Raw genomic sequence first — 21426 nt, 5'->3', positions numbered from 1 at the left:
CACAAAACATTCTGTATTACAATTGGTTATGCGTAACTAAAAATAAGATACAAATGAGATGGGGCAATTTTAGTGAGCGCACACTCTAATTGTTTATTTCCCCATGAGGATAGGGGATCCCCACAATATGAAGCACCAGACAACGCATACTTAATGGTGGTTTCTGGAGCGTTGATCCGCCAGACAAAAGGCCATTCATCACCGTTCAGGGCATCACCACACGCTGACATACCACACATCGAGGGGCGAAACTGTGTGATGGTAATCACATACCCCAGCGTTTCGGCAATATGGATGTAGTAATCGCGGTTCAGGCCGCCGGTACTAATTAGCTTTGCCACCACCATGCGCTGACGATCGCTAACACTATCGACTTCACCAATAACACAGTCATCTGGAAGACCAAGCGTAGCCTCCCACTCGGGAAGCATGCTGGTCGCAGTGGGCGGAAATGCCCCGGAGATGAGATTTACCGCATCGTCATCCGAACGCTGGAATGATCTTCCCATAGCGCGCAGAACCGCCGACTGAACTGTTTTTGACTCCCTAGGCCACGCCATGCCGGTGGGCAGTAGCGCCCCCAGTGCACTGGCGTAATCATCTTTCGAAAAGAGGCTCATACAAAGCGCACCTCACCCAACTCCGGAATTTCGCCAACTGCAAACGTAATATTGGCGGTCGGAGAATTCAGGATATAACCCGTCGTTCCGTTAACATCCCCAATGCTCCTGTTGATATCCGAGAGATAGACCTTCCCGGAGCCATCAGGATTGGCCTCTTCAAAAAACAACGCGGCGAGCGCATCCCTGATGCCCTGTACAGTGGTGCTGTCAGCATCCTTGATCCCTGCAATTTCGACGTCGATGATTTTCGGGGTCGGGGAGCACACAAAAACGATGGCTGTGTCAGTCTGCCGCGGATAGATGTGATCGGCTACAGCCAACTGGTCCCCGGTAGCCCTGACAGCCCCCCACTCCTCCAATTGCGATATTCCGTCAGTACCGACTGGAAACCCTCCGTTGGCATTCCGGTCACACATGATATACACCCCGACAGTTCCTCCCCCGTTCAGGCGCCGTTTTACCCACGCACGGGTCACGCTAGGCAGCTCAAGCGCCCATTTTTTATAATCAGTATCGCTGCCGCCCTGTGGCGGACTCTGCCACGCCAGTAGGCCACGTCGGCGGAATTCGTCTTCACCTTCAATGTCGGCCCCACCGGTTGCAGCAGACAATAACGTTACCTGCGGATCCACGCCGGAAATATTGGCGTCTAAGGTCAGCATGGTCCCTGCATCAGCATTGCCGCGTGCCCCTCCGCCTGTTACATCACTGGTAATGTCAGGCAGTATGGCAGTCACTGGTACGACACCAGATCCATCTGCCTGGGTTTTTAGCTCTGAATCTGTGCGGTACTGGTAACCGTCGCCACGGTTCAGGATCGTGCCAGCCGGAATTATGATTCCAGCGGCACCGGTGGCCTGTGCCGATGGTGACTTCGCGGCCATGGCTGGTTTACGGAAAACCTGCTTCATAGCCATCCACCCCGCCAGGAACTCATCGGTAGAAGTGAACGGAGTGGTCTGCAGGGCAATATAGTCTAAGTAGGCATAGTGCAGATGCCCCATCCCGGCATCCATGTCGGCGAGAACTTTCAGGTTCGCGAAGCGCAGTAGCGCGCCAATACCCTCCAACTCCACCTGCATAAACTTCCGGTTTCCGTCACGCAGTTCGCTGAGTGTAGGTCGTTTAAACGGCATATTAGCGTTGCTCCCATATCCAGTAAAACCTGAATTCTTGCCAGTCTTTACCCGGCGCCAGATACCGGATAATGAGGTTCAGGCGGTTCGGCATGACGATCTGCGCAGCAGGGATAACATCGCTGACCACGCCATCATCCTTAAGCCAGGCAAGGGCCTCGCGCGCATATTCCTCCGCTCTTTTCGCCACGTCAGTCGTCAGTTTCTGCCTTCGGAGTAACCACAGCCGGGAGCCGAGCTGCGATTCATCACCTGAATCCCCCCACCAGCCACGGCGATCGTTGTCTTCATAATTATCATCCGCGCGCGCCAGCCGGTCGGTAAACAAGCTATCCAATATCGCGGTCTGTAAATCGTACCCTGTAGTGAGCGCTCCAGGGCCTGCCTTCCAGTCGGCAACCATCTCATCCACACTCCAGAAAGAGGCAATGTCACTCATGTCGCCACCTCATCGGTTTTTTCACTGTAGATATCGTCATTGCCTCTCTGGGTATTTTTAACCAGGTGATAGTGGTCATTGTGTGCCTCCCGCAGGTCTTTCAGCGTTCTGCTGTTGGTTTCGCAATTGTCCACAATATCGCCGGTGCATCTCAGAAGTGGGGTGTTTGCCAGAATCCCCTCGCTGGCATTAATGGTCACGTTTGTGGCGTTGTTGACTTCTACATCCTTGCCCTTCGCGTCGACAAATACCCCATCTTTGGTCAACAGCACCTCCTGCCCCCACTGGCTGTAGATAACGGTTTCGCCATCTTTCAGCCCAGTACGCCGGAATCCCTGGTGATTCGTGGCGATGACCACCGGACTTGAGCGGTCACCTCCAATAAAGGCCAGAACCACATCGGTGCCTTTCGGCAGCCCGGAGGAAAAGCCAAACTCGGCAAGCCGCGGCGCGCTGGCAACTTCAAGCGGCGTCTGGTACTGAAGGGTCTGCACAACACCGCCGTCCTTCTGCACGGTTACCCGGCCAATGCCCAGCATGCCAGAGATCCGGGCGGCCGTTCGCCTGAATAGCTGATTCATGTATTAAACCCCGCAAGCTGCTGGTAGAAGGCGTATGGCTGAACAGCGAACGCTTCCGGCGGCATCAGTGTCATGCGCGCATGCGTCCCGTTGTCATCTCGCATGTAAGTGACATCGGCCAGCAACAACTCGGTATCCAGTAGGTGGAATGTCGGTATATTCACCGGGATAAGGGTATTAGGCTCCCACAGCTCACCGCCCTCATCCCGCCAGGAATCTATCGTCACGGTTAGCGACTTTGAGCGACCATATCGGCGATTCATTTCCCAGTCGATAGCGCGTTGTGCCTGTTGTGATGCCATCATCGTACTTTCAATAATGGAAATATGCTTTCGGTAGCGCATGCGGGCAGCTTCCGGATCCCCCGCTGTCGCTAGGGTTACGGCATCATACGCTGTATCCGGCGAATAACCGGCTATTGGGGAGATACCCATCGAAACGCCAACGTAGTCAGAGAACCTGTCAGCCATCGATTTGCGGTAATATGCCTGTTCAACGTTCACACCCTCGGCAATACCGCTGGCGGCACGACGCGTACCGACGCGGGTCAGCAGCAGGTTTCCATCGGGCTGGTCGTAATAAAGCAGGGCTGACCAACGCGCTACCCGCTCGATAATCTCCTGCGGTGACTCCCCCCAGTTAAGCGTGAACTGAGGAACCTTAATCAAGTCACTAACATCCGCCGAGACACTGATGCCGTAATACGACGCCAGCCGCATGGCGATTTCCAGCGCATTACCGCCATTGATGACGTTATTGGGCCACTCGGCGGAGCAATCCACCAGATCCTGGCATTTGCTTCTCCCTGTCGCGCGCACCTCGTGGCGAGAACGCGATATTGACGACTCCCAGTCATCCACATATCCCGTCAGTGTCAGATCATTCCCGATACGGACTGAACATGGCATCCCCTCCTCCACAAGTTGGCGATCATCATTGCCGGGGAAGTAATCCATCAGTTCGAGATCGAAATCGGAGGGGAAGCGTTCGATACCACGGGTCACCCGGACAGAATCCCACCCCTCAATAACTTTACCGCCGACTGTCAGCGAGACGGCGTCCTGATCGCTGTCTGCGCTCATTGTCTCAGTACCTTCATGGTTGTCGGCATAAACGCCGGATGTGGAACGCGCGCTTCCTGTACCAGTTCATCCGCACGGGTGGCATCCTGATACAGCCGGTTAGCCAGCGTCAGCGCAGGAAGAGGCTGAGCCATCGTGACCTGAATCAGCTCGCTCAATCCAGATGCGCGGTCATTCATCGTGGCCAGAAATGAAGATCCGACGGCAAGCAGGCCCCCATACATATCATCTTCAGCACGGTCTCCAGCCAGTATCAGCGCCGTATCCAGTTGAACAGAGACCCGCTGCATTATCGCTTCAGCCTCATCGCGGCTGGTCGGGCTGGCATCGGCAGCTGCGCGGGTCATGGCCCCCGAACACAGCACAACGATCAGTGTATTTATAGTAGATGATATCGCCTTGCTGCTGTCGGATTGCTGGTATTCCGTACTAATGGCATTGGCCAGTTTCTCCAAAGCTGAAATCCGGTCATTCATACTGCCGGCGCTGGCAATGATGGCATTCACAACATCGGCGATCCCCTGCACAAAGTCATCTGGGGCCGAGGCGTTGTTGAGGTGTTCCACTGTATCGGTTATATTTTTCCGGTCCATCACCGATTGCGCAGTCACCTGATTCGCGAGAGCATGATTATCACCCGTATCCCCAGTGGACACATGGCCGGAAATAGCAGAAGCACTCCCCCCGACACCACCCTTGTTATAGCGACCATATCGGGTATTTCCAAAGGTGGAGTTCAGGACGTTACTGAGATTTGTGACTTCACTGATGGTGCTGTCCACCATGCTAGTCCAGAACGCGACGGTACCTTTGATCGTATTAATAGCCTGTATAACACCGCGGATTTCACCCTTTATTCTGGCGATCGTACTGGTAATCGTCGTGCTAACCAACTTCAGGTAGTTAGTATTTACCGTGTCACCTGCCGTGGTACTGTCCGTGATAGCGAATACTTTAAGCCCTGACTCAATAGCCATTAGGGTGAACTCAAACACCCTTCCATTTTCTTGTGAACCGGAAATGCGCAAACCATTCTCTGGAATTGAAACGGTTAATTCACCGAGCGTCGGGTGAACCAACGTACCGCTTCCCTTTGTTTCACAGGCAGCAATCAATGACTGGCGCTGGATGATAACATCCCCTCCACCATATACCTGACTGTTCTGGATAATAAATCCACGAAGCACAAAACGGCGGACTCCACGCCCAAGGTCCTCAATCCAGGCGGAATTACGATAAGGATACTCATGCACGGCCTGACGACGCCCATGGCTACCCTCCTCCATCACTATGGCAAACGGAACCCCGCGAAACGAACTGGCGCGCAGTTTGCTCTGCCAGTCATCACTGGCACCGCCCCCCATCAGGGAGGTAATTGCATCCTGAATAATTGGCATTATAGCTCCAGAAAATAAAAAACCGCCGAAAAGGCGGTCAATAACTCACGCGAGAGTGATATAAATACTACATCGCAGAATTTAAACCTCTCGCTTTATTTTTTATTGCAGGAACATCTTTTGTTGGAAAAACAACATAAACAGCATCTGATAAATATATATCAACTGAATTTACTGACAACACCAAATCAATGAAATAATATTCAGCTTTTTAGCTGTAGGCTGTACAATTCCACCTCAAAACGTTCTTAACCGATACTAGTCATAAAATACTTAGTAAGGTAATGGTGTTGTGATCCTACCGTTGTTTTCCACATTATAAGTCTTACGCTCCCCCTTATCGTTAACCATGGTAATCTCGAGCTTCAACTTTTGCTCCTCCATGGCACTCTTGAATGAGCGGGTGAGATTGTCGGTCAGGACCTGTCCTGATTCTGCGCCCTTCTGAACTGGCTGGATGATACCTGCGCTTGCTGGGCGCTCATTAACAGGACTGTCAGGGAGTGCATCTCGCTGCCGTGTTTCATCATTAATGATGCGTTGGTAATGCCCGAGAACAGCACCAGGGTAAGCCTGATTATCTTTCCCCCAACGGCGGGTATCGTACCCGCCGTTGTAATAACGAAGCGCCAATGGGACATTCCCGCCTGAATTGTTCAGATTCTCAGACAAGATTTGCGCGCCAGCCATTATGTTCTGCCGCGGGTTGGCCCAATCAGTAACGCCGGTCGATTTGAAATTAGACGGCATAATTTGCATCAGCCCTTTTGCCCCGGCCCTGCTGATAGCCTGCGGATTTCCTCCTGATTCCTGGGTCATAATGGCCCTCAACAGGCGAGGATCAACACTGTATTTCCTGCCAGCCTCATTGAGGAGATCATCATACTGGTCACCCTGGTTATATGGTGAATAATTTCTCCTAGAAATAGATTGGCGGCTGATAGTTGCTATATCCCCTTGCAACTGTTGAGAAAGGTCCGTTGCTCGATAGTGCGAATCATATTGTTTTTTAACACCATCGGTCATAAGACCCGCATTAACCATCGCCTTATCATTCCAAGGAAGGCTATTATAAAATTCTTTATTCCCTTGTATTTTTCGTATTTTATTTGCATTTTCAGTGCTAACAAAACCGGCCGCATGTGATAATCCAGTCAGATCGCGGTTGGTGAGAAGATCAGTAACCCCCTCCAGCCCATCTTTCACTGATCCATCAGAGAGCAAAGCTTTCAGCGCCTTATTCTTTGATCGCTGCCACAAACCATCCCAGGAGGCACTGAGTTCGTTCATCGTTCCGTTGATGTCACCAAGCTCTTTATTAAGATCAGGATCGATTGTCAGCCCAAACTCATCAGATTTAGCCAGGAGCATTTTCATGCGCTCACCTTCGCGCATTAACGCCAACATGTCAGGCGTGAGCCCAAGAGCATCAGCAACTGACTTCTGCTGCTCAGGACGCAATGTAGGAAACACACGAGCGATATCCTGTAACGTTTTTAACGTATCAACAGAACCATCATTATTTTTCTGTATCTGGACGCCGATCTGTGCAAGGGCACCAAGAACTTGCCCATTAGCACCACTGGCAGCTTCTTTCAGCGTCTTCGCCATCCCGCCAATAGACGTATTGGCGCTTTCACTATCGGCACCGAGGATCCGCATAGCTCCAGATAGACGGGAAAAATCTTCAACACGCATACCCGCATTTTTCGCGGAAACGTCCAGGTTATATGCCTCTCTGGACGCTTCACGAAAGCCATAAGCAACCTGTTTAAGCCCGTACCCGACAGCACCGACAATGCCCAATGAACCCAACTTACCAGATATCTCCCCTACCATTTTCAAGGGAGGAACCATATCCCCTATAAGCTGCACATTATCCCTGGCCGCTTTAGACAAATTTTCAAAACGCGAGATAAAGCCATTCAACCCATCAACCGTCTCCTGGCCACCTAACTGAAGCCCCTCTCTCGTTTTATCGAGCTTAGGATCAAGAGCACGGATGGCCTCGTTAATGCGGTCAATAGCATCACTGACCTGATCGTTAGCCACCACCTCAAAATCAAAGACATTACTCATCGTCTTCAGGTTTCCTGAGTTTGTTGATACGGGATGCCTGGACTACCCACCATTTCAATCGGGCATGAGTCATCCCCCATGCCCTATCCTCTGTCCAGCGAAAGTAAAACGTGACGTCAGCGGCGTCCTCCTGCCAGGCTGTCAGGGCTTCCAGGTCAAAAAACTGAGCAGGTACTCCTCACACTTGCGAAAATCGATGAAGTCCATCGGTTGCAGCACACTTTCACGCGTACCGGACACCAGTGCGATAAGCAGACGCATAGCCGCCAGTGAGGTGGATGCCGCCTGTTTTTCGTAAAACTGCTCTGCCTGGCTGAGCGTCGGGGCTCTCAGCTCCAGTTGCTCATAACGGGTTTTCTGCATCGCATCTTCAAGCGGCACCGCCAGCTCAATGGTTCTTACTCGTTCAATTTCTGCCATCTTAGTTCTCCGTTACTTCCCGGCCTTCCCAGCGAACATCAAACACCGCATCTTCGCTCTCCACTTCCTGAACGTTTACTGTCCAGAGCCCTTCACCAATAATCGTTTTACCATTTGCCAGCTCAGCAACGATGTTGACGTTGGTTTGCTCGTTAAAGCCCAGAACGTTAGTCCCACCGCTATCGCGCAGCCGTGCGGAAATGTATGGCGCCACAGGCTTTTCTTTGTACCCGTGCACACCATCCATTCCCGTCAGCGTGGTGCGGTTAACTTTGGATGGCTGATACTTAAACGAGCCCTCCACCATCACCGTCACGCCGTTCACCGTTACATACGCGGTTCCAGCCAGACGGTTAGTCGTATTACCTGCCATCACTTATGCTCCTGTTGATTCAGCCCGTGTGCGGAACTGGTTGAGCAGCGCAAAAATGCGCAGCTGGTTTATGAGGGTTCCTGGCCATAGAACATCAACGCGGTTCGGATTTTTGGCGTTCTGCTCGACAATGATATTTTTGGCAAACGCCGCCTTGTCCTGTGCATACCCGTTCCATACCAGGTTGCCATATTCCGCAATCTGGTCCGCCTTGATGATATTCGGCGTGACGATCGCAGCGCCGGGTGCAAAGCGGGTGCCATCAGCCGCCAGCTTCATACGACCAAATTTGCTGGTTACCGCCGTACGCAGGTAGCGGGTAACAAACATCAAGCTGAAGATCGTTTCGACCTCAAGGTAGCTGTCATCCGCATCGCCATAGCTGTTCCTCTGGTAGGTCGTGATCAGGTTTTCAATGCGCACCGTGCCATCATCATCAACAGTGAACGTCGAAATACCGCTGTACAGCAGGTTATTGCGCTCAGTGATCTCAAAGCGATCCTGTAGTGCCGGAGCCAGAACCCCCTGGATAGCCAGTGACTGCACAGGACGCCCCGGATCATTACGCAAGCTGACCGCCGCCGCGCCGGTGTAGCCGGCAGACCATACCCAGGGAGGCGACGGCGACTTATTGACCCCCATCAGCGTTTCATGCTGGTTATTTCGCACTTCGCCTTTCGTTCCAAGCTGTGCATACGTTCCGGTGGTCGTACCAAATGAATGGCCATACAACTGTTTATCCCATGCCCAGCGACCACCAACATCTGAAAGGAACGCCTTTATCGCATCCAGTGATGCGGTGTCGTCATACGGGTTAATGATAAAGTCGAAAGTCCGATCCTGCAGGCTGGCCAAGGCACCGGTGATATCCGGTGCACTTGCACCACCTTTCATAGCCGTAATGGTCAGCGCCATACCAATAGGTGTAGACTCTCCACCAGGCAACCCGAGATAATTCAGACGAATATCAATATCGTTGCCGATAAAACCAAAGTTTTTTGCCGTCAGGGTGACAGTATCGGCGGCTGCGCTGGCAGTTACCGGAAGCGTGGTTTTTGCGTTAATCGCTGCGGCCAGAGCGGTAGCGATCGCAGCCACCGCATCTGTCGCCACCACAGTCAGTTGAATGCGCTCGCCGGCGATGTACAGCGAAATGACCCCCGTTGCCGTCGGCGCACTGGTCACTTTAATGGTGCCTGTTGCGGCAACCATGGACTCAGGGTCCTCCTCCAGTGGAAGGATCCAGACTTCGGCGGCAGTATCATTTCTCTGATACACCGTCATCATGCTCTGCAGGATGCCTCCCTTTCCTGCCAGCTCGCCGACCGTGTTATCAGAAGATACGCGCTCAGGAATTCCAGCAGTTGCCGTGCCAGTAGTGAGCATCCCGCCGATCAGTAAGGTGCGCTGTGTGGCCGTAGCATTATTCGCCATCGAGTTATCAAACTCGACATAGAAAAGCGGTACGCGCAGACTATCCGGCACGCGAGCGAATGGAACAGTCATTCATCACCTCCCTGTTTTTTATTCGCATCCGTTTTTGCAGTTGCTTTCGGCTTCACAACAACCACATCGCCATCACTTAATCGACGTCGCCAGAAGGTATTATCCGGGACCTCGGCGCCCTCTTTCGGCAAAAGGGAGCCCTTAATGGGACAGCGAACGCTGAGCCCATCATTCGGTTTTACAAACATGATTTACTCCTGAAGGTTGATACTAATCCCAGGCTGCGGGGCACCATCCGGCATTACGATCGTGATATCTATCCCCTCCAGAGGAACCGTTTCAACCGGGTAGAAATCTTCCGGCCCCTGGTAGTATTCGATATCAATTTCATACAGCAGTTGCCCAACATGAGCCTCGCCATCGGCATCAACGTTGATCGTTGAGCGAACTTCAGCGTACTTTTGTATTTTCCGGGTCAGCTCATAACTGTTGATAACAGCTCGCTCTACTTGTTCGCGCAGGTCCTCTAGAGCGACCTCTGCGCGCATAGCGCCATCATCATCCTTTTCACCGTCATACTCCTGAACCCGGCCAGTAATGCGGACGGTGGTTACAGTGGTAAACGACGGCGTGCTCCGCCCCATCGCCTTTTTATGGTCGAAAGGAGTCTGGATTAGTAAAGCGGGATAAATCACCGAAGATGTTGGCCAGTCACGCGGGGAAAAGACTCGATCCCCCGCATCAGTAGTGCCCGTAAGTGCCACGACTACCATCTTTCGAATGTCTGAAGCATTCATCGTTTTTTCACTACGTTAAGTACAAGTTTTGATCCGCCATGGCTGTCAGGTTCAATACTGGTCACAACGAACAACTGATTTATTGGTTTTCCACCCACGGTTCTGACAAACACACGATCGGACACCGCCGGGAGTGGCCTGCCAGAGTCGATAAATTCTGCGTCTCGCACCCCCAACACCGGGCTCGTGGTATTGATCGCTGAATCACCGTCTAGGTTCTCGGTTACCTGGGCGTAACCACGGTCGAAAATGCCATTAATCAGAAATGGAGCACCGTTTCGGGGGCGGTACTCCTGCTCATCGCCAAAGATGCCATGCAGCGGGCTCAGGAGGTGTAAATCCCAGTCCACGCCCATGACATTACCCCGCCGTGACAGTGACTGAGGACTGAGAAGCCAGCATGCGCTGGCGCAACTCGCGAACGTCGGCAATAGTTCCCGCCTGCAGCAGGCGTTCTGCGTCCTGGCCAGCGACCGGAATGATGCTATTTTCCCGGTAGACCTCGCCATTGTGACGGATGCTGTTGCCATTCAGTACGACGAACTCCAGCTCATCATCCATGATGACATCAACATCATCACGCTCTCCGGCGCCCACCAAAGTATTCAGCTTCTCAGCAGATGCGCCCATTTCCTGGACAATGCCTTCGACATTCAAATCATCGGCGACAGGTACCGGATTGTTTATTTTTTTGCCATATCACACCACCGTTGCGCAGAGGGATGCATTTACCCGGCTCGGGATGACCAGTGGTGATGATTGCATCAAAATGAGACGCTGGGCCGGATCTTCTTTCACCCAGGATTTTGGCGCATAGGCCAATGGACCGTAGTTGAATGCCGGGTCCAGGATAACGCCAAAGGCGCGGGTACCCATCAGATCGGCACCACTCATAATGACAGCGCCATCGGGGATCATGGGTTTCTCGACGTTGTCCAGCGGGTCAATAAACCAGTCGTTATATAACCAGAGATCAAAGTTGCCCCAACGCCCTTTGTAGATAGCGCCCTTCATCGCCTGTGGGCCGGCGTTGATCTGGTTACCAAACGGGCTCAGTGCCGGGAACGTGATGGCGTTATCCTTGATGGTGGTATCCAGTCGGAATGCACGCCATGCCTTATTTGTGAATACCAGATCCGTGGCGACAGAGCCGGACTCTTTCAGGAAAGTAGTCTGCCAAATTTCAATGTCGTCCGAAGGCTGGGTGTTGGTAGTACCCGCGGCCACGGTCAGCGGCCATTTATCCGATCCGCTAAGGGTGATGGTCAGATCAGAAGAACGCCCGAAATTAACCACTTTAGTTTCATAGCCCTCCCCGGTTACGGTAACGGTGCCGGATACCAGCGCACTGGCAGCCATCCACTCCAGGCGACGGTTGATCATGTCAATCTGGTCAGTCATTTCAAACTGAAGGTTCAGCATTTCGCGCTCGGCGGCGGTATATTCCCCACCAATACGCTCACCAATCTGGCGGCGGATAGGTTTGCGCAGGTCCGGCGCGCGCTTATCTTTGATGTAAGCCGGTTTGAAGGTGTTGGTCTGGTATTTACGGGATTCGACCAGTTTACCCTCCACCAGTGGGGATACAAACGGCGCCATACGACGCAGGCCAACATCAACATCAATCGCCACTTCTTCAGTCTCGTAAGTCACGACATTCGGGAAGAAGCGATCGAGCAACCAGTTCTGACTGGTTTTCAGGTTAGGAACGACCTGCACCAGCACACTGGTATCATAAATATTTTGCATATTCAGTCTCTTGATAGTGCCAGCCAAGCGCTGGCAAAAATTTAGATGATCAAATCCCTGCCAGTTAAAGCATTTGTCAGGAGAGATATGATGGAAATCAGGACATGCCCCACACCTGTGGGGGTGTTGCTCAGGAGGTGGTTACAGGCGCCAGGTCACTGTCTTTCAGAAAGATAGCCAGCGGGCGGGGCGCTTTTTTCAGATCGGCAGTCGTCCAGGAGTTATCAAAAATCACTCGATGCTGGTTAAACTCCCCCATCAGATACAGGCCACCGCTCTGATCAGACGATGACGCATCAACATTATCAACCAGAATAGCCACGGGTACCTGGCTGCCATCTTCAGCTGTTTTCACACATTGCGTGTATTTGCCACTGGCGGTCACCATCCCCAGCACAGTGCCACGCTTAAACGCGCCGCTAGTAATGACCCCAGTGTCAGTTACCAGTTGGAGCGTGCCAGCTACAAGCTGATCCGGTACAAACAATGCGCTCTTCATGCCTGGCGCAAATGCATTCTGACCAAACTGATCCATTATTTTTCCCCCCGAGTGGAGTTGTAGAGGCTGGTCATTTTACTTACCAGCGCAGACTTGCCGCTCTCTTTCTGTCCGCCATCCGGATTAAGCCTAACCTGGTGACTTTCCTGCATCCGCTGGTCGAGCGAACGCTTGCGCGACGCAGCTGGCTGCGACGCAGGCAGGGTAGTAGCCAGAATATGAATTGCGGCTGAAGAACTCATCCCTGTATTGAACGCCAGTGACGCGGCCAATGCAGGATTCGCTGCTGCATGCTGACTACCAAAGATACGGGAGCAGCGTTTACGCTCGGCGGCGCGGGCATTTTTCGCGGCTTTGCTTTCTTTGCGATCGTCGCCGTCGTCTTCGGCATCATCGTCTTCAGATGCATCCGAATCATCACCGTCATCTTCAGCATCATCGTCGCGTTCGTCGTCTTCGGCGTCCTCATCACGCTCGTCGTCCTCGGCGTCTTCATCACGCTCGTCTTCTTCTGCCTTACGAGCCTTCGCTTTTTTGGATTTTTTGTCCTCATCCTCTTCCGAGGCTGACTTTCCAAACCCCATCAGGTGAGCGAAATTAAAAGTTTTCTTCGCCATCTCAATCTCCTGTTACTTGAAGTAAATGTCTGAACGCAGCATCAGGAGGGCATACCTCATCCGCCAGTCCAAGTTCCACACCATCGACCGCCATAAAACAGGCAGCCTGCGTGTTTTTGATGATCTTTGTACTGATCCCGCGGTTTCGAGCAACGGTATTAACGAACAGTTCCCCCATTGTGTTGATATCATGCTGAATAGCCGCTAACGCCTCTTCTGACAGCTCACGATATGGAGAGCCCTCTGCTTTCCTGCTACCGAAAGTAATGATGGTGACCTTCAGACCGTCATCTTTAATACGCTGTGTCCAGTCAAGGTGCATGGTGATGACGCCAACCGACCCTACGCCGCCAGTGCGGGGAACCGAAATCCGGTCTGCAGCACTGGCGATCGCATACGCTGCTGAATAGGCATTCTCTGTCAGAATGGCATGAATCGGCTTTTTACCGCGGGCATTGTAGATTTCGTCCACCAGGTCGAAACACCCCGCCACTTCCCCCCCAGGTGAGTCGATGTCCAAGCAGATACCCTTCACATCCGGGTCGGAAAGTGCGGACAAAAACGCCTGGCGAATACCATCGTAACCAGTCATGCCACTGTATGGCCGCAGGCTACCGAGCTTTTGGACCAGGGTTCCGCAGATGGAAATCACCGCAATTCCGGCTACATTGTCATAACCTAGATCGCTCCGGGTTTCCCGCCCTCGGTTATCGTCGTAGCCGTACCCATCGTCATCTTCCATCGCCAGCGAGGTTTCGACCCTAGTGATACCGAACCTGTCCATGACGGCCGCCATAATGACATCGGCTTTATTCGGGTGAAGGGCCAGCGGCGTGTTAAACAGCCGTTGTGCCAGATGAGGTAGATTCACTTTTCCTCCGGATCTTTAATCGTTTCAGGCGCAAATACATCAGCCTGCGCCCAACTTGGTAACGGCAGGCCGCGTTTCTTGCAGGCATCAATTTCACGTTGGCGCTGATCGAGCACCTCTTCCCAGTCCTCACCTACGTTCTCACCAACCTCAATTTCGAGGGTGGAAAGCCCGGCATCCAGACCCAGAATGGCGCCTTTCTTCTCCGCAACCGGATCCACCCAACCGCGGCCTGGTCCCATCCAGCGAGCGCGGGAATAAGCAGCTCTAGCGTCGACAAAATCCGGTGCGCCTGCAGGCAGAGGTAAATCCTCATTGTCGTGTACCTCTTCAGCAAAAGCGGTCACCACGGGTTGTGCGGTTCCCATGGCAAAGTCATCGCGCCGCCGGGTCAATGTCTTCCAAGCCTCCAGCAGCGAAGATCGCGCGGAGCTGTAGTTAACATCAGACCAATCCTGCGTGACCTGCTGTGGGGATAAGCCGGTGCCAGATGAGAAATTACGCAGCACGGCAGACTCAAACACCTCAAAGTTGCTGTAGGGCCGCGCCGCATTGACCGTAGTGATCTTTTCACCGGGGTATAAAATGGGCATGCGTGCGCCATTTTGTAGCGTCAGACGCCGGTCACTGTGAAATTCGACACGCCCGTCCTGATAAGCACCCAGTTCAGACTCATCATAGGTTTCACCCATCGCCGACTGCACCATCGCCGGGTCATAGGGCGATTCGATATAGGCTGCAAAAATGGCGTTGAGAATGGCAGCCTCGAGCTCACTCTGATCGTACTTAACCAACATTTTCAGACGCTGGATAACGGGAGTCAGAATGCCGTTGCCACGATGCTGCGCACCACGCTCATGATCAAAGTCATGAACTACGTGCGGGCGCCCCCATTCAGTCTCACGCGGGATGCGCCGCCAGGTCATGGTTTTGGCACCGCTCCACCAGTCACCGATATGTGCCTCACGAATGTGGTAGGCCACCGGCGCGCCGTCGGCGTCAATCTCAACGCCGCCACGGATATTCGGCATATCGAAATTCTGCTGCGGGTTACTGAGGCGATCAGGATCAACAACCTGCACCGTGGTGGCATAGCGTCCACGTCCACGCCCCAACCGATCCGTCCGGTACTGAAGTACCAGCAGCGCATCACCATCGATTAACTTGTGGCGGAATGCCAGCCGTAGCATCTGAGGCACTGTCAGCTTTCGCTCGGCATCACAGTAGCGCCCAGGGTCATATGCCCACGTTCGCCAGTGCGCCTCCAGTGCTTTACCATATTCCTCAGCCCACGTAGCATCGAATGAAGCATTTCCGGTCATCATTCTGAGCACCCGGTGATCCGGTTTCATGACAGGGCGAAAATTTGCGCCGACAGCATTATCCAACAGTCGGGTCACCGCACCGTTAGCCCAGCCATCGTTACGGACTAGATCCCGCGCACGGGAAACAATCCGATCTCGGTAGATGTTGATTTCGTTATCCGGTGACCAGAGCGCCGGCTGCCAGTTCGCCAACTGGTCACTGAACGAGTCCGCCGCGTCATAAGGCACACGACTGCTACCTACTAACATCGATGGACGAGCTGGACGAACCGGATGACCGTCTGGTCCCAGTATCTGCACTTTATTCATCAGAATCGAAACCTCGCTGGTTTACGCGGTCGCGAGATAATGCCCAACTGAGCCTGTAGGAGCTGGATCAGTGCCAGCAGGTCAGCCAGGGTGCTTTGCTGATATGACACGGATCGTGTTCCATCTCCCTGGGAGTAGGAAAACGAAACACCGTGACTCCCGGTTGCTAAATCGATATAGGCTTGCTGGGCTTTGGCGAGCGCAGATCTGAGCTGTTCATCAGTCATCGCACCGGCAAGCAGACTGGTGTTCCGGTTAAACATAATTGTCCTTATTGCGGCAAAAGTTGTGACAGGCGCTTACGCTTCGGCTTTTCCGGCTCCTCAATGAAGACGCCAGGAAGTCGAAGGTTTTGTTTTTCCTCCGGCTGCTGCGGCGCCGGCAACAGGCGATCGGGATTGCTCGCGATGTTGTCCGCCAACTGATTCAGCTTTAAACCGAGATAAAACAGGCCGCACAGGGCTGCATAGCTGTACACCCTGCAGTCCAGTGCTTCATTTGCCCTGCCTGGAAGTTGCTCCCAGACTCGATAACGCTGGCCGCCAGATACCTTCAACACCGAACGTTCTGCCAGCAACTGGCTGAAATAGTTCAGGTCACGGTCTGCTGGAAAATGCATGTAACTGGCTGCAGGTTCACCCGGTGCTGGCGGATCGATATGCAGTCGCCCGCGGATGGTATCCTTGGCTGCATTCACCCCAATGATGATTGGTTTGAAACTTGCCTTTGACTTAGACGTTGGCTTTTTCGTCGGCCACACCGGCGAACGTTTACCACCGCGCGCCGATTCACCCTTGATCGCCCAAACTCGGCGGCCAAGGCGCTCTTTCGCAAACTCGTAAACTTTCTGGGTGTGGTGGCCACCGGAGTCCATGCAGGCCGCCATGATCGTGAATCCACGCCCGTCAGCACGGCGCCAGACCTGCTTGAGATACGCATCGAGACGTTGCCACGGTTCGTTGGTTTCCAGATCGCCCTCAATCACGTCGAAGGCAGTCGACCAGCTCTCCTCATTACGCCCCCACCCCGTCACCTCAATTTCAAAGCGACCATCCTGGGTATCGATACCGGCCGTTAATACCGCTACGCCGTCAGGAACCTCCGCTGCATAGACTTCACAGCGTTCCAGCAAGCGTTTTTCGCTCAGCGCTTTTTCGCCGCGGTCTTCATACGGCTCACCAAGCACCAGGTTGATAAAGGTCTGACGCATGAGCGGATCGTTTTTCACCCGTAGCCACTCAGCTACCAGATACTTCCAGGCCGCATTCGGGAACAAGCTGTAACCCGCCCAAATGTGAAAACCCGCATGTCCTTTAAATGGTTTGGTTGCGCGCCATTCACCACGCTTTACCATGCCCGACTTTTCGTTATGGTGGATCACGCACCCATTATGCCGGCAGACGTAATATGCCGATTCTGGGATGCCTTCTCCATTCTCATCCTTTTCCCATTTGATGCCGTATGGCGTCTCAGGGCCACCCCACTCCAGTACCTGAAATTCTCCGCAGTGCGGGCAAGGGACGTAATAACGGCGCTGATCGCTTTCCTCATACGCCTTTTCAATCCGGCTGGTGCCTTTCACCGTTGGCGTCGAACCCAGGGCAATCTTGCGATTCCAGAATGTTTCGGAGCGCTTAATGCCCAATGCAATCTGATCACCTTCAACCCCGGCGCCTCCGGACGGATAACCGTCAACCTCGTCAAACAGGATAATCCGGCAGGTAATTCGGCGGAAACCGCCAGGGCTGTTTGCCCCCACCAGCGTCAAATTGGCGCCGTTGGCAAAGGTCTTTTTGAGGATGGTCTGGTTACTGTCTTTGGCCTTGGGATCACCGCATATTTCCGCCAGTACCGGAGTATCTCGGAGCATCGGTGCGATCTCGGTTTTACTGTAGTCTTCAGCATCTTCAACACGCGGCTGAACAATGAGGATCGGCGACGGGTCATGCACCAAGTAATAGCCGACAACGTGGTCAAGGATCTTGGTGTAGCCAACGCGCGCCGACTTCATCACCGATACCTGCGTCACCGCCGGATCAGTAATGGCGTCCATCATGCCGTCCTGATACGCGAAAGACCGGAATCGGCCTGTTTGGGCACTGGTTTCTTTCGAGAGCACCGCGTATTTATTGGCCCATTCGCTCAGTGACAGCGGTTCGGGCGGGCGAACATCGGAGCGACGTTGGCGCAGCGCCCCGGTGAAATTCTGCCAGGCTGCAGCGTTAGTCCTCTCCTCGGTTGTTATCTGCATCAAGGCTCAATTCCTCCATCGCCTCGTAAACCACCTCCTGCAGTGCCTGGACAAACTCCGCATCGTTGGTGGTAGAAGCCAGCACCCGCAACCGGGGGCCATGTTCTGGAGCAATCGCAATGAGACGGGTGCGCATGCGAGCGTATTCATTACCTACGGCCTCGATCATGTCTTTGTATGGCAACACCTGCCCAGATTTAATGTCGTACTCTAGCTGGGTAAGCAACGCGAGGAAGTTTTCTTTCATCTGGCGCGCTTCATCGAGCGTCATCGTCACGCCGTTCTCAGCGATCATCCGCTCAACGGTTCTCGTCGGAGACTCGGCCACCTCCTTATCGTTTTTGTTACCTGACTTGTTACCCGAGGATCTGTTACCTGTTTTGTTACCCTGTTTGTTACCTTCTGGTTTTTTCTCTGGTCGGGTAACAGTTTTTCGGAAGCGCTTGATGTTCGCATTCGACGCTTCAACGTCAATATCATCTCCGGCCAGAACCAGCCAGCCGCGAGCCTTCCAGGCCGTTACCGTCTTTCGGCTGACGCCGTGAAGTTTGGCAAAATCTGACTGGTTCATCTGTTACCTCAAGTGTTACCTGTTACCCAAATTTCAAAAGTTGATAGCTAGACGCAGAACGCGGCGCGCAATGCCCGTGCCTTACAAAAGTCACAGGAAGGACCCAAAAAAGATTGGGGGGTTATTTTGCGGTTCGAATGGCTTCAGCAATGGCTGTGCTTATCGCCCCCGGCAGCAAACCCGACGCCATTGCTTGCGAGCGTTCCATATAGCCCAGCACAGGGGCCACCGGTAGCGCATCGCCAAACCTAATCAGAAGCTTTGGAGAGCGCTGTTTACGCTTAGGTCTTCGGGTCCCACTAGAGGAGCGTTTGGCGCGCTTCTTCTTGGCCTTCATCGGCTTCCTGCGCTGCCAAACGGCATTGACGCCGCCTACGTCACCGATGAAGGTGTTTGGCTTCGCTTTGAGCTGAGAGAGCTTGTTACGCGGCAGATTGCCGAATTTATTCAGCTTAATGTCTTTGGGGTTAAGTAGAGCGCTACCGTTGAGCTTATGCTCACCGCCGAACTCAAACGGTTCGAGGTAATCGGCTGCAGTATCACGGACAAACACTTTAGCCCGCAGACTGTTTTTTCTGGCCGCCACAGAGCCGACCGACTTCACGGTGAAAGGTGTGGGATTATCCAGATGGCGCTCGAACGCTGTTTTTTGAGCCGCCTCTATCTGGCGAACAACCTTTGTCATTGCCTGGGCCATCGCAAACGGCATCTGTTTTTGCAGCGTATTAAGCTGTTTTGACAAATCCTTTAATGTTGCCATGACTATAGCCCTTTGGTTTCAGCAGCAGTATTAGCGCTCACCTCCATTTCTTTTTGCTGCCGCAGCACCGCAGCACGCTGCTCAATACGAACCATGCCCGCGTGCGTCTTCGGGCAGAATTGAACAATATGCGTTCTAGAGCCACAGTAGCTGCAGCGGCGTCCTCTTGTGAATTGAAACGGTGACGGCTTCTTCATACATACCTCCAGAAAAAAGGGCCGCACATGGCGGCCTAATACTAACAATCACACGTTTGAATCATGTTATGGAAACAATAAAAACCTATTGACTATTATTCAAAATATTTACTCAGCTGTTTTTTAACAGCCTTGCTTAGTAATTCTTTGGATACAGTAATTAATGTTTCCATACTAGCATCTTTAAAACCACCTTTAAGCACTGCCCAAATCTCTTGGTTACGTAATGCTTCAAGGAAATCATGCCCAGAAGCAGTAAGCCTGAGGGGATGAGCTGCCCAATGAGGTATTCCATCAGCTGATTCAACAAGACCAAAACCTGATTCCCCATCTGTTCTTGTAATTAAATATCGGTCATCTAACAGACGTATGTGGAATAAGAAAATATCGCTATCACACTTGAACCCTTGACGTTCGAGCTCATATATATCGGTTTGCGGGGATTGCGACGCTTCAAATGCCTCAAGCAACCCTTTCAAATAATCATGGTCTATTTTCATTTTTTACCCTTTATGAGTGAATGAGATAATATTATCACAGGCACTCACGGAATAACGTTAGTAATATCTCCATTCTGTCCATTACGCTTTTGATCCACGCGCCGGATCCCCGCCTTATCCGCATTGCACTGCCCTAACGCGGATAGAAGATTAATATTCAAATCCAAGCTGGCCCCCCAGGTCAGCGGATCAGGTACTGCTGGCACTGGCGTATCGGCGGTTAACTCAGTGCTAATCGGTGGCACTGGCGCCGGAACGTATACCGTCCGCGTACTGACGCAGCCGCTGAGCAGCGCCAGCAGGCACAGGCCGACTAGTGCAATCATCGCCCGCAACAGCCACCGCGATATCTCGCGCGGCTCTCTGTGACTCCAGTGCGATCTGGTGCTTTGCATTTCGATTAGCCTCCACCGCCTGATTCATGATGTTGAGCGTCAGCATCACGTTGTCTGTAATCGCCTGGGCTTCCCCGGCATCACGCTGTGACCATTTGGCCTGCCACGCTCGATCAGCCTCAGCCTTTCCATCTGCATGGCCAGCGGCATAGCGCCAGGACGACAGCCCCCAATACGACAAAGCCACCAACGCGATTAGCGCCAGTGGCTTCCAGAGTTTATTGAACATTATGCGGCTCCCAGGCGCCGCGCCATCCAACGCTGGGATAGTCGGGTTAGCTCAACCTTTCGCTGCAGGTAATCCATCCCCATATCCAGCAGGGTTATATTGGTGCTTTCCAGATAAGACAGATGCTCCAACTGCTCGGCATTCATCGAGTCACGCGGATCCCCAACCAACCCATTCATACCCGCCCATTGCTTCGCAGTAAGGCCTCCCAGGACGATGCGGGAGATCATGTTACTTTCGTTGCTATAGTGGTGAGACTGCGTCGCCTTGCCCTGCTCAGCCCTTACCGATTCCAACGCGGAACACATCGGCTTAAACAGGTTTGCCACTCCGATGCGAGCCTTTAACTTGCGACGATAGCGCGCGGCGACCTCTGGGGCGGTGAGCTGTAACGCCTCTTCACACTGGATGAAATAACGACGGATGGCGCGCCCTTGTTCGCTGCGCTCAACCATTGCCAGCTCTTTGGCTGTGTTCAGCGTCAACAAGTAATCATGCTCTATTTGTTGGCGAGATTTTGCGCTCGCCCGTTTTGGCGAGCTCAAATTTTCAACAGCGATGTAATCAACTCCAACCACGAAGCCGTATTGGCTAACCCGCCCTTTAATCCAGTTGGTGAAGTCTCGACCAACCCCCAAAGCACCATGCAGTGCTCTGGCACTCACAATATTGGTTTCACGCTCACCGATCCGGCCACTGACAACAGGAACAATGTCAGCGAACTCATTAACGACATGATGATTGCTTGATGCGTCGGTATAAGAAGATGCTACAGATGTG

General features: G+C 52.9%; 28 protein-coding genes. All 28 read right to left on the bottom strand.

The window, feature by feature from the left end; all coding sequences use genetic code 11:
* Positions 1–26 precede the first annotated feature (26 nt).
* The gene (locus BRD58_RS04495; RefSeq protein WP_073381762.1) at positions 27–620 is read right to left on the bottom strand and encodes a YmfQ family protein; all 594 of its coding nucleotides are present in this window, start codon (positions 618–620) and stop codon (positions 27–29) included.
* Positions 617–1759, bottom strand: a complete 1143-nt coding sequence (locus BRD58_RS04490) for a baseplate J/gp47 family protein (RefSeq protein ID WP_073381759.1) — start codon at positions 1757–1759, stop codon at positions 617–619. The genes BRD58_RS04495 and BRD58_RS04490 overlap by 4 nt, the downstream gene beginning before the upstream one ends.
* Before the next feature lies 1 nt (position 1760).
* Complete coding sequence (locus BRD58_RS04485) at positions 1761–2198, bottom strand: phage GP46 family protein (RefSeq protein ID WP_073381757.1); 438 nt, start codon at positions 2196–2198, stop codon at positions 1761–1763.
* Positions 2195–2779, bottom strand: coding sequence for a phage baseplate assembly protein domain-containing protein (locus BRD58_RS04480; protein WP_073381754.1), 585 nt, complete (start codon positions 2777–2779; stop codon positions 2195–2197). Before BRD58_RS04480 ends, BRD58_RS04485 begins: the two co-directional genes overlap by 4 nt.
* Positions 2776–3861 (bottom strand): phage baseplate assembly protein, encoded by a 1086-nt coding sequence (locus tag BRD58_RS04475; protein WP_073381751.1) that lies wholly within the window; start codon positions 3859–3861, stop codon positions 2776–2778. Before BRD58_RS04475 ends, BRD58_RS04480 begins: the two co-directional genes overlap by 4 nt.
* Entirely contained in the window at positions 3858–5258 is a 1401-nt protein-coding gene (locus BRD58_RS04470) for a DNA circularization protein (protein ID WP_073381749.1), read from the bottom strand. Before BRD58_RS04470 ends, BRD58_RS04475 begins: the two co-directional genes overlap by 4 nt.
* Positions 5259–5531: 273 nt before the next feature.
* Positions 5532–7337, bottom strand: a complete 1806-nt coding sequence (locus tag BRD58_RS04465) for a lytic transglycosylase domain-containing protein (protein WP_073381746.1) — start codon at positions 7335–7337, stop codon at positions 5532–5534.
* 141 nt (positions 7338–7478) lie between these two features.
* The gene (locus tag BRD58_RS04460; protein WP_073381743.1) at positions 7479–7757 is read right to left on the bottom strand and encodes a phage tail assembly protein; all 279 of its coding nucleotides are present in this window, start codon (positions 7755–7757) and stop codon (positions 7479–7481) included.
* A gap of 1 nt (position 7758) precedes the next feature.
* Positions 7759–8130, bottom strand: a complete 372-nt coding sequence (locus tag BRD58_RS04455) for a phage tail tube protein (RefSeq protein WP_034165328.1) — start codon at positions 8128–8130, stop codon at positions 7759–7761.
* A gap of 3 nt (positions 8131–8133) precedes the next feature.
* Positions 8134–9636 carry a phage tail sheath subtilisin-like domain-containing protein gene (locus BRD58_RS04450; protein ID WP_073381740.1) on the bottom strand — a complete coding sequence of 501 codons (1503 nt, stop codon included), beginning with the start codon at positions 9634–9636 and terminating at the stop codon, positions 8134–8136.
* The gene (locus BRD58_RS04445; protein WP_073381738.1) at positions 9633–9824 is read right to left on the bottom strand and encodes a DUF2635 domain-containing protein; all 192 of its coding nucleotides are present in this window, start codon (positions 9822–9824) and stop codon (positions 9633–9635) included. Before BRD58_RS04445 ends, BRD58_RS04450 begins: the two co-directional genes overlap by 4 nt.
* Before the next feature lie 3 nt (positions 9825–9827).
* Positions 9828–10373, bottom strand: a complete 546-nt coding sequence (locus BRD58_RS04440) for an ATP-binding protein (protein WP_073381735.1) — start codon at positions 10371–10373, stop codon at positions 9828–9830.
* Positions 10370–10729, bottom strand: coding sequence for a head-tail joining protein (locus BRD58_RS04435; RefSeq protein WP_073381732.1), 360 nt, complete (start codon positions 10727–10729; stop codon positions 10370–10372). The genes BRD58_RS04440 and BRD58_RS04435 overlap by 4 nt, the downstream gene beginning before the upstream one ends.
* 4 nt (positions 10730–10733) lie before the next feature.
* Positions 10734–11030 (bottom strand): hypothetical protein, encoded by a 297-nt coding sequence (locus BRD58_RS04430; RefSeq protein ID WP_236721571.1) that lies wholly within the window; start codon positions 11028–11030, stop codon positions 10734–10736.
* Positions 11031–11072: 42 nt separating this feature from the next.
* Positions 11073–12122, bottom strand: coding sequence for a major capsid protein (locus BRD58_RS04425; RefSeq protein ID WP_073381728.1), 1050 nt, complete (start codon positions 12120–12122; stop codon positions 11073–11075).
* A gap of 130 nt (positions 12123–12252) precedes the next feature.
* A complete protein-coding gene (locus BRD58_RS04420; RefSeq protein WP_073381725.1) occupies positions 12253–12657 on the bottom strand; it encodes a head decoration protein in 405 nt (134 codons plus the stop codon).
* Positions 12657–13238 (bottom strand): hypothetical protein, encoded by a 582-nt coding sequence (locus BRD58_RS04415; RefSeq protein WP_073381722.1) that lies wholly within the window; start codon positions 13236–13238, stop codon positions 12657–12659. Before BRD58_RS04415 ends, BRD58_RS04420 begins: the two co-directional genes overlap by 1 nt.
* Before the next feature lies 1 nt (position 13239).
* Positions 13240–14109: a S49 family peptidase gene (locus BRD58_RS04410; protein ID WP_073381719.1), complete on the bottom strand. Its 870-nt coding sequence runs from the start codon at positions 14107–14109 to the stop codon at positions 13240–13242.
* A complete protein-coding gene (locus tag BRD58_RS04405) occupies positions 14106–15743 on the bottom strand; it encodes a phage portal protein (RefSeq protein WP_073381716.1) in 1638 nt (545 codons plus the stop codon). The genes BRD58_RS04410 and BRD58_RS04405 overlap by 4 nt, the downstream gene beginning before the upstream one ends.
* Positions 15743–16006, bottom strand: a complete 264-nt coding sequence (gene gpW / locus BRD58_RS04400) for a gpW family head-tail joining protein (protein WP_073381712.1) — start codon at positions 16004–16006, stop codon at positions 15743–15745. Before gpW ends, BRD58_RS04405 begins: the two co-directional genes overlap by 1 nt.
* An 8-nt stretch (positions 16007–16014) precedes the next feature.
* Positions 16015–17994 carry a phage terminase large subunit family protein gene (locus tag BRD58_RS04395; RefSeq protein WP_073381709.1) on the bottom strand — a complete coding sequence of 660 codons (1980 nt, stop codon included), beginning with the start codon at positions 17992–17994 and terminating at the stop codon, positions 16015–16017.
* The gene (locus tag BRD58_RS04390) at positions 17966–18565 is read right to left on the bottom strand and encodes an RNA polymerase subunit sigma-70 (RefSeq protein ID WP_073381706.1); all 600 of its coding nucleotides are present in this window, start codon (positions 18563–18565) and stop codon (positions 17966–17968) included. The genes BRD58_RS04395 and BRD58_RS04390 overlap by 29 nt, the downstream gene beginning before the upstream one ends.
* Before the next feature lie 121 nt (positions 18566–18686).
* Positions 18687–19325, bottom strand: a complete 639-nt coding sequence (locus BRD58_RS04385; protein ID WP_073381703.1) for a hypothetical protein — start codon at positions 19323–19325, stop codon at positions 18687–18689.
* A gap of 2 nt (positions 19326–19327) precedes the next feature.
* A complete protein-coding gene (locus BRD58_RS04380) occupies positions 19328–19522 on the bottom strand; it encodes a hypothetical protein (protein WP_073381700.1) in 195 nt (64 codons plus the stop codon).
* A gap of 95 nt (positions 19523–19617) precedes the next feature.
* The gene (locus BRD58_RS04375; RefSeq protein ID WP_073381697.1) at positions 19618–20022 is read right to left on the bottom strand and encodes a DUF2513 domain-containing protein; all 405 of its coding nucleotides are present in this window, start codon (positions 20020–20022) and stop codon (positions 19618–19620) included.
* Between the two features lie 44 nt (positions 20023–20066).
* Positions 20067–20357, bottom strand: a complete 291-nt coding sequence (lysC, locus tag BRD58_RS18190; RefSeq protein ID WP_456303521.1) for an Rz1-like lysis system protein LysC — start codon at positions 20355–20357, stop codon at positions 20067–20069.
* Positions 20254–20646 (bottom strand): hypothetical protein, encoded by a 393-nt coding sequence (locus tag BRD58_RS04365; protein WP_073381692.1) that lies wholly within the window; start codon positions 20644–20646, stop codon positions 20254–20256. The genes lysC and BRD58_RS04365 overlap by 104 nt, the downstream gene beginning before the upstream one ends.
* Positions 20646–21426: antA/AntB antirepressor family protein (locus tag BRD58_RS04360; protein WP_073381689.1), on the bottom strand; the 781-nt coding region annotated here is incomplete at its 5' end. The genes BRD58_RS04365 and BRD58_RS04360, both read right to left, overlap by 1 nt.

The sequence above is a fragment of the Edwardsiella piscicida genome (assembly GCF_001896205.1).
Classification (GTDB): Bacteria; Pseudomonadota; Gammaproteobacteria; order Enterobacterales; family Enterobacteriaceae; genus Edwardsiella; species Edwardsiella piscicida.
Note: the sequence above shows the minus strand (reverse complement) of the source record. Positions and strands in the feature narration are given on the sequence as shown.

Excerpts from the sequence above, each read along its gene's own strand:
- BRD58_RS04495 (WP_073381762.1), bottom strand. The coding sequence starts at position 620 with ATGAGCCTCTTTTCGAAAGATGATTACGCCAGTGCACTGGGGGCGCTA.
- BRD58_RS04490 (WP_073381759.1), bottom strand. The coding sequence starts at position 1,759 with ATGCCGTTTAAACGACCTACACTCAGCGAACTGCGTGACGGAAACCGG.
- BRD58_RS04485 (WP_073381757.1), bottom strand. The coding sequence starts at position 2,198 with ATGAGTGACATTGCCTCTTTCTGGAGTGTGGATGAGATGGTTGCCGAC.
- BRD58_RS04480 (WP_073381754.1), bottom strand. The coding sequence starts at position 2,779 with ATGAATCAGCTATTCAGGCGAACGGCCGCCCGGATCTCTGGCATGCTG.
- BRD58_RS04475 (WP_073381751.1), bottom strand. The coding sequence starts at position 3,861 with ATGAGCGCAGACAGCGATCAGGACGCCGTCTCGCTGACAGTCGGCGGT.
- BRD58_RS04470 (WP_073381749.1), bottom strand. The coding sequence starts at position 5,258 with ATGCCAATTATTCAGGATGCAATTACCTCCCTGATGGGGGGCGGTGCC.
- BRD58_RS04465 (WP_073381746.1), bottom strand. The coding sequence starts at position 7,337 with ATGAGTAATGTCTTTGATTTTGAGGTGGTGGCTAACGATCAGGTCAGT.
- BRD58_RS04460 (WP_073381743.1), bottom strand. The coding sequence starts at position 7,757 with ATGGCAGAAATTGAACGAGTAAGAACCATTGAGCTGGCGGTGCCGCTT.
- BRD58_RS04455 (WP_034165328.1), bottom strand. The coding sequence starts at position 8,130 with ATGGCAGGTAATACGACTAACCGTCTGGCTGGAACCGCGTATGTAACG.
- BRD58_RS04450 (WP_073381740.1), bottom strand. The coding sequence starts at position 9,636 with ATGACTGTTCCATTCGCTCGCGTGCCGGATAGTCTGCGCGTACCGCTT.
- BRD58_RS04445 (WP_073381738.1), bottom strand. The coding sequence starts at position 9,824 with ATGTTTGTAAAACCGAATGATGGGCTCAGCGTTCGCTGTCCCATTAAG.
- BRD58_RS04440 (WP_073381735.1), bottom strand. The coding sequence starts at position 10,373 with ATGAATGCTTCAGACATTCGAAAGATGGTAGTCGTGGCACTTACGGGC.
- BRD58_RS04435 (WP_073381732.1), bottom strand. The coding sequence starts at position 10,729 with ATGGGCGTGGACTGGGATTTACACCTCCTGAGCCCGCTGCATGGCATC.
- BRD58_RS04425 (WP_073381728.1), bottom strand. The coding sequence starts at position 12,122 with ATGCAAAATATTTATGATACCAGTGTGCTGGTGCAGGTCGTTCCTAAC.
- BRD58_RS04420 (WP_073381725.1), bottom strand. The coding sequence starts at position 12,657 with ATGGATCAGTTTGGTCAGAATGCATTTGCGCCAGGCATGAAGAGCGCA.
- BRD58_RS04415 (WP_073381722.1), bottom strand. The coding sequence starts at position 13,238 with ATGGCGAAGAAAACTTTTAATTTCGCTCACCTGATGGGGTTTGGAAAG.
- BRD58_RS04405 (WP_073381716.1), bottom strand. The coding sequence starts at position 15,743 with ATGAATAAAGTGCAGATACTGGGACCAGACGGTCATCCGGTTCGTCCA.
- gpW (WP_073381712.1), bottom strand. The coding sequence starts at position 16,006 with ATGTTTAACCGGAACACCAGTCTGCTTGCCGGTGCGATGACTGATGAA.
- BRD58_RS04395 (WP_073381709.1), bottom strand. The coding sequence starts at position 17,994 with ATGCAGATAACAACCGAGGAGAGGACTAACGCTGCAGCCTGGCAGAAT.
- BRD58_RS04390 (WP_073381706.1), bottom strand. The coding sequence starts at position 18,565 with ATGAACCAGTCAGATTTTGCCAAACTTCACGGCGTCAGCCGAAAGACG.
- BRD58_RS04385 (WP_073381703.1), bottom strand. The coding sequence starts at position 19,325 with ATGGCAACATTAAAGGATTTGTCAAAACAGCTTAATACGCTGCAAAAA.
- BRD58_RS04380 (WP_073381700.1), bottom strand. The coding sequence starts at position 19,522 with ATGAAGAAGCCGTCACCGTTTCAATTCACAAGAGGACGCCGCTGCAGC.
- BRD58_RS04375 (WP_073381697.1), bottom strand. The coding sequence starts at position 20,022 with ATGAAAATAGACCATGATTATTTGAAAGGGTTGCTTGAGGCATTTGAA.
- BRD58_RS04365 (WP_073381692.1), bottom strand. The coding sequence starts at position 20,646 with ATGTTCAATAAACTCTGGAAGCCACTGGCGCTAATCGCGTTGGTGGCT.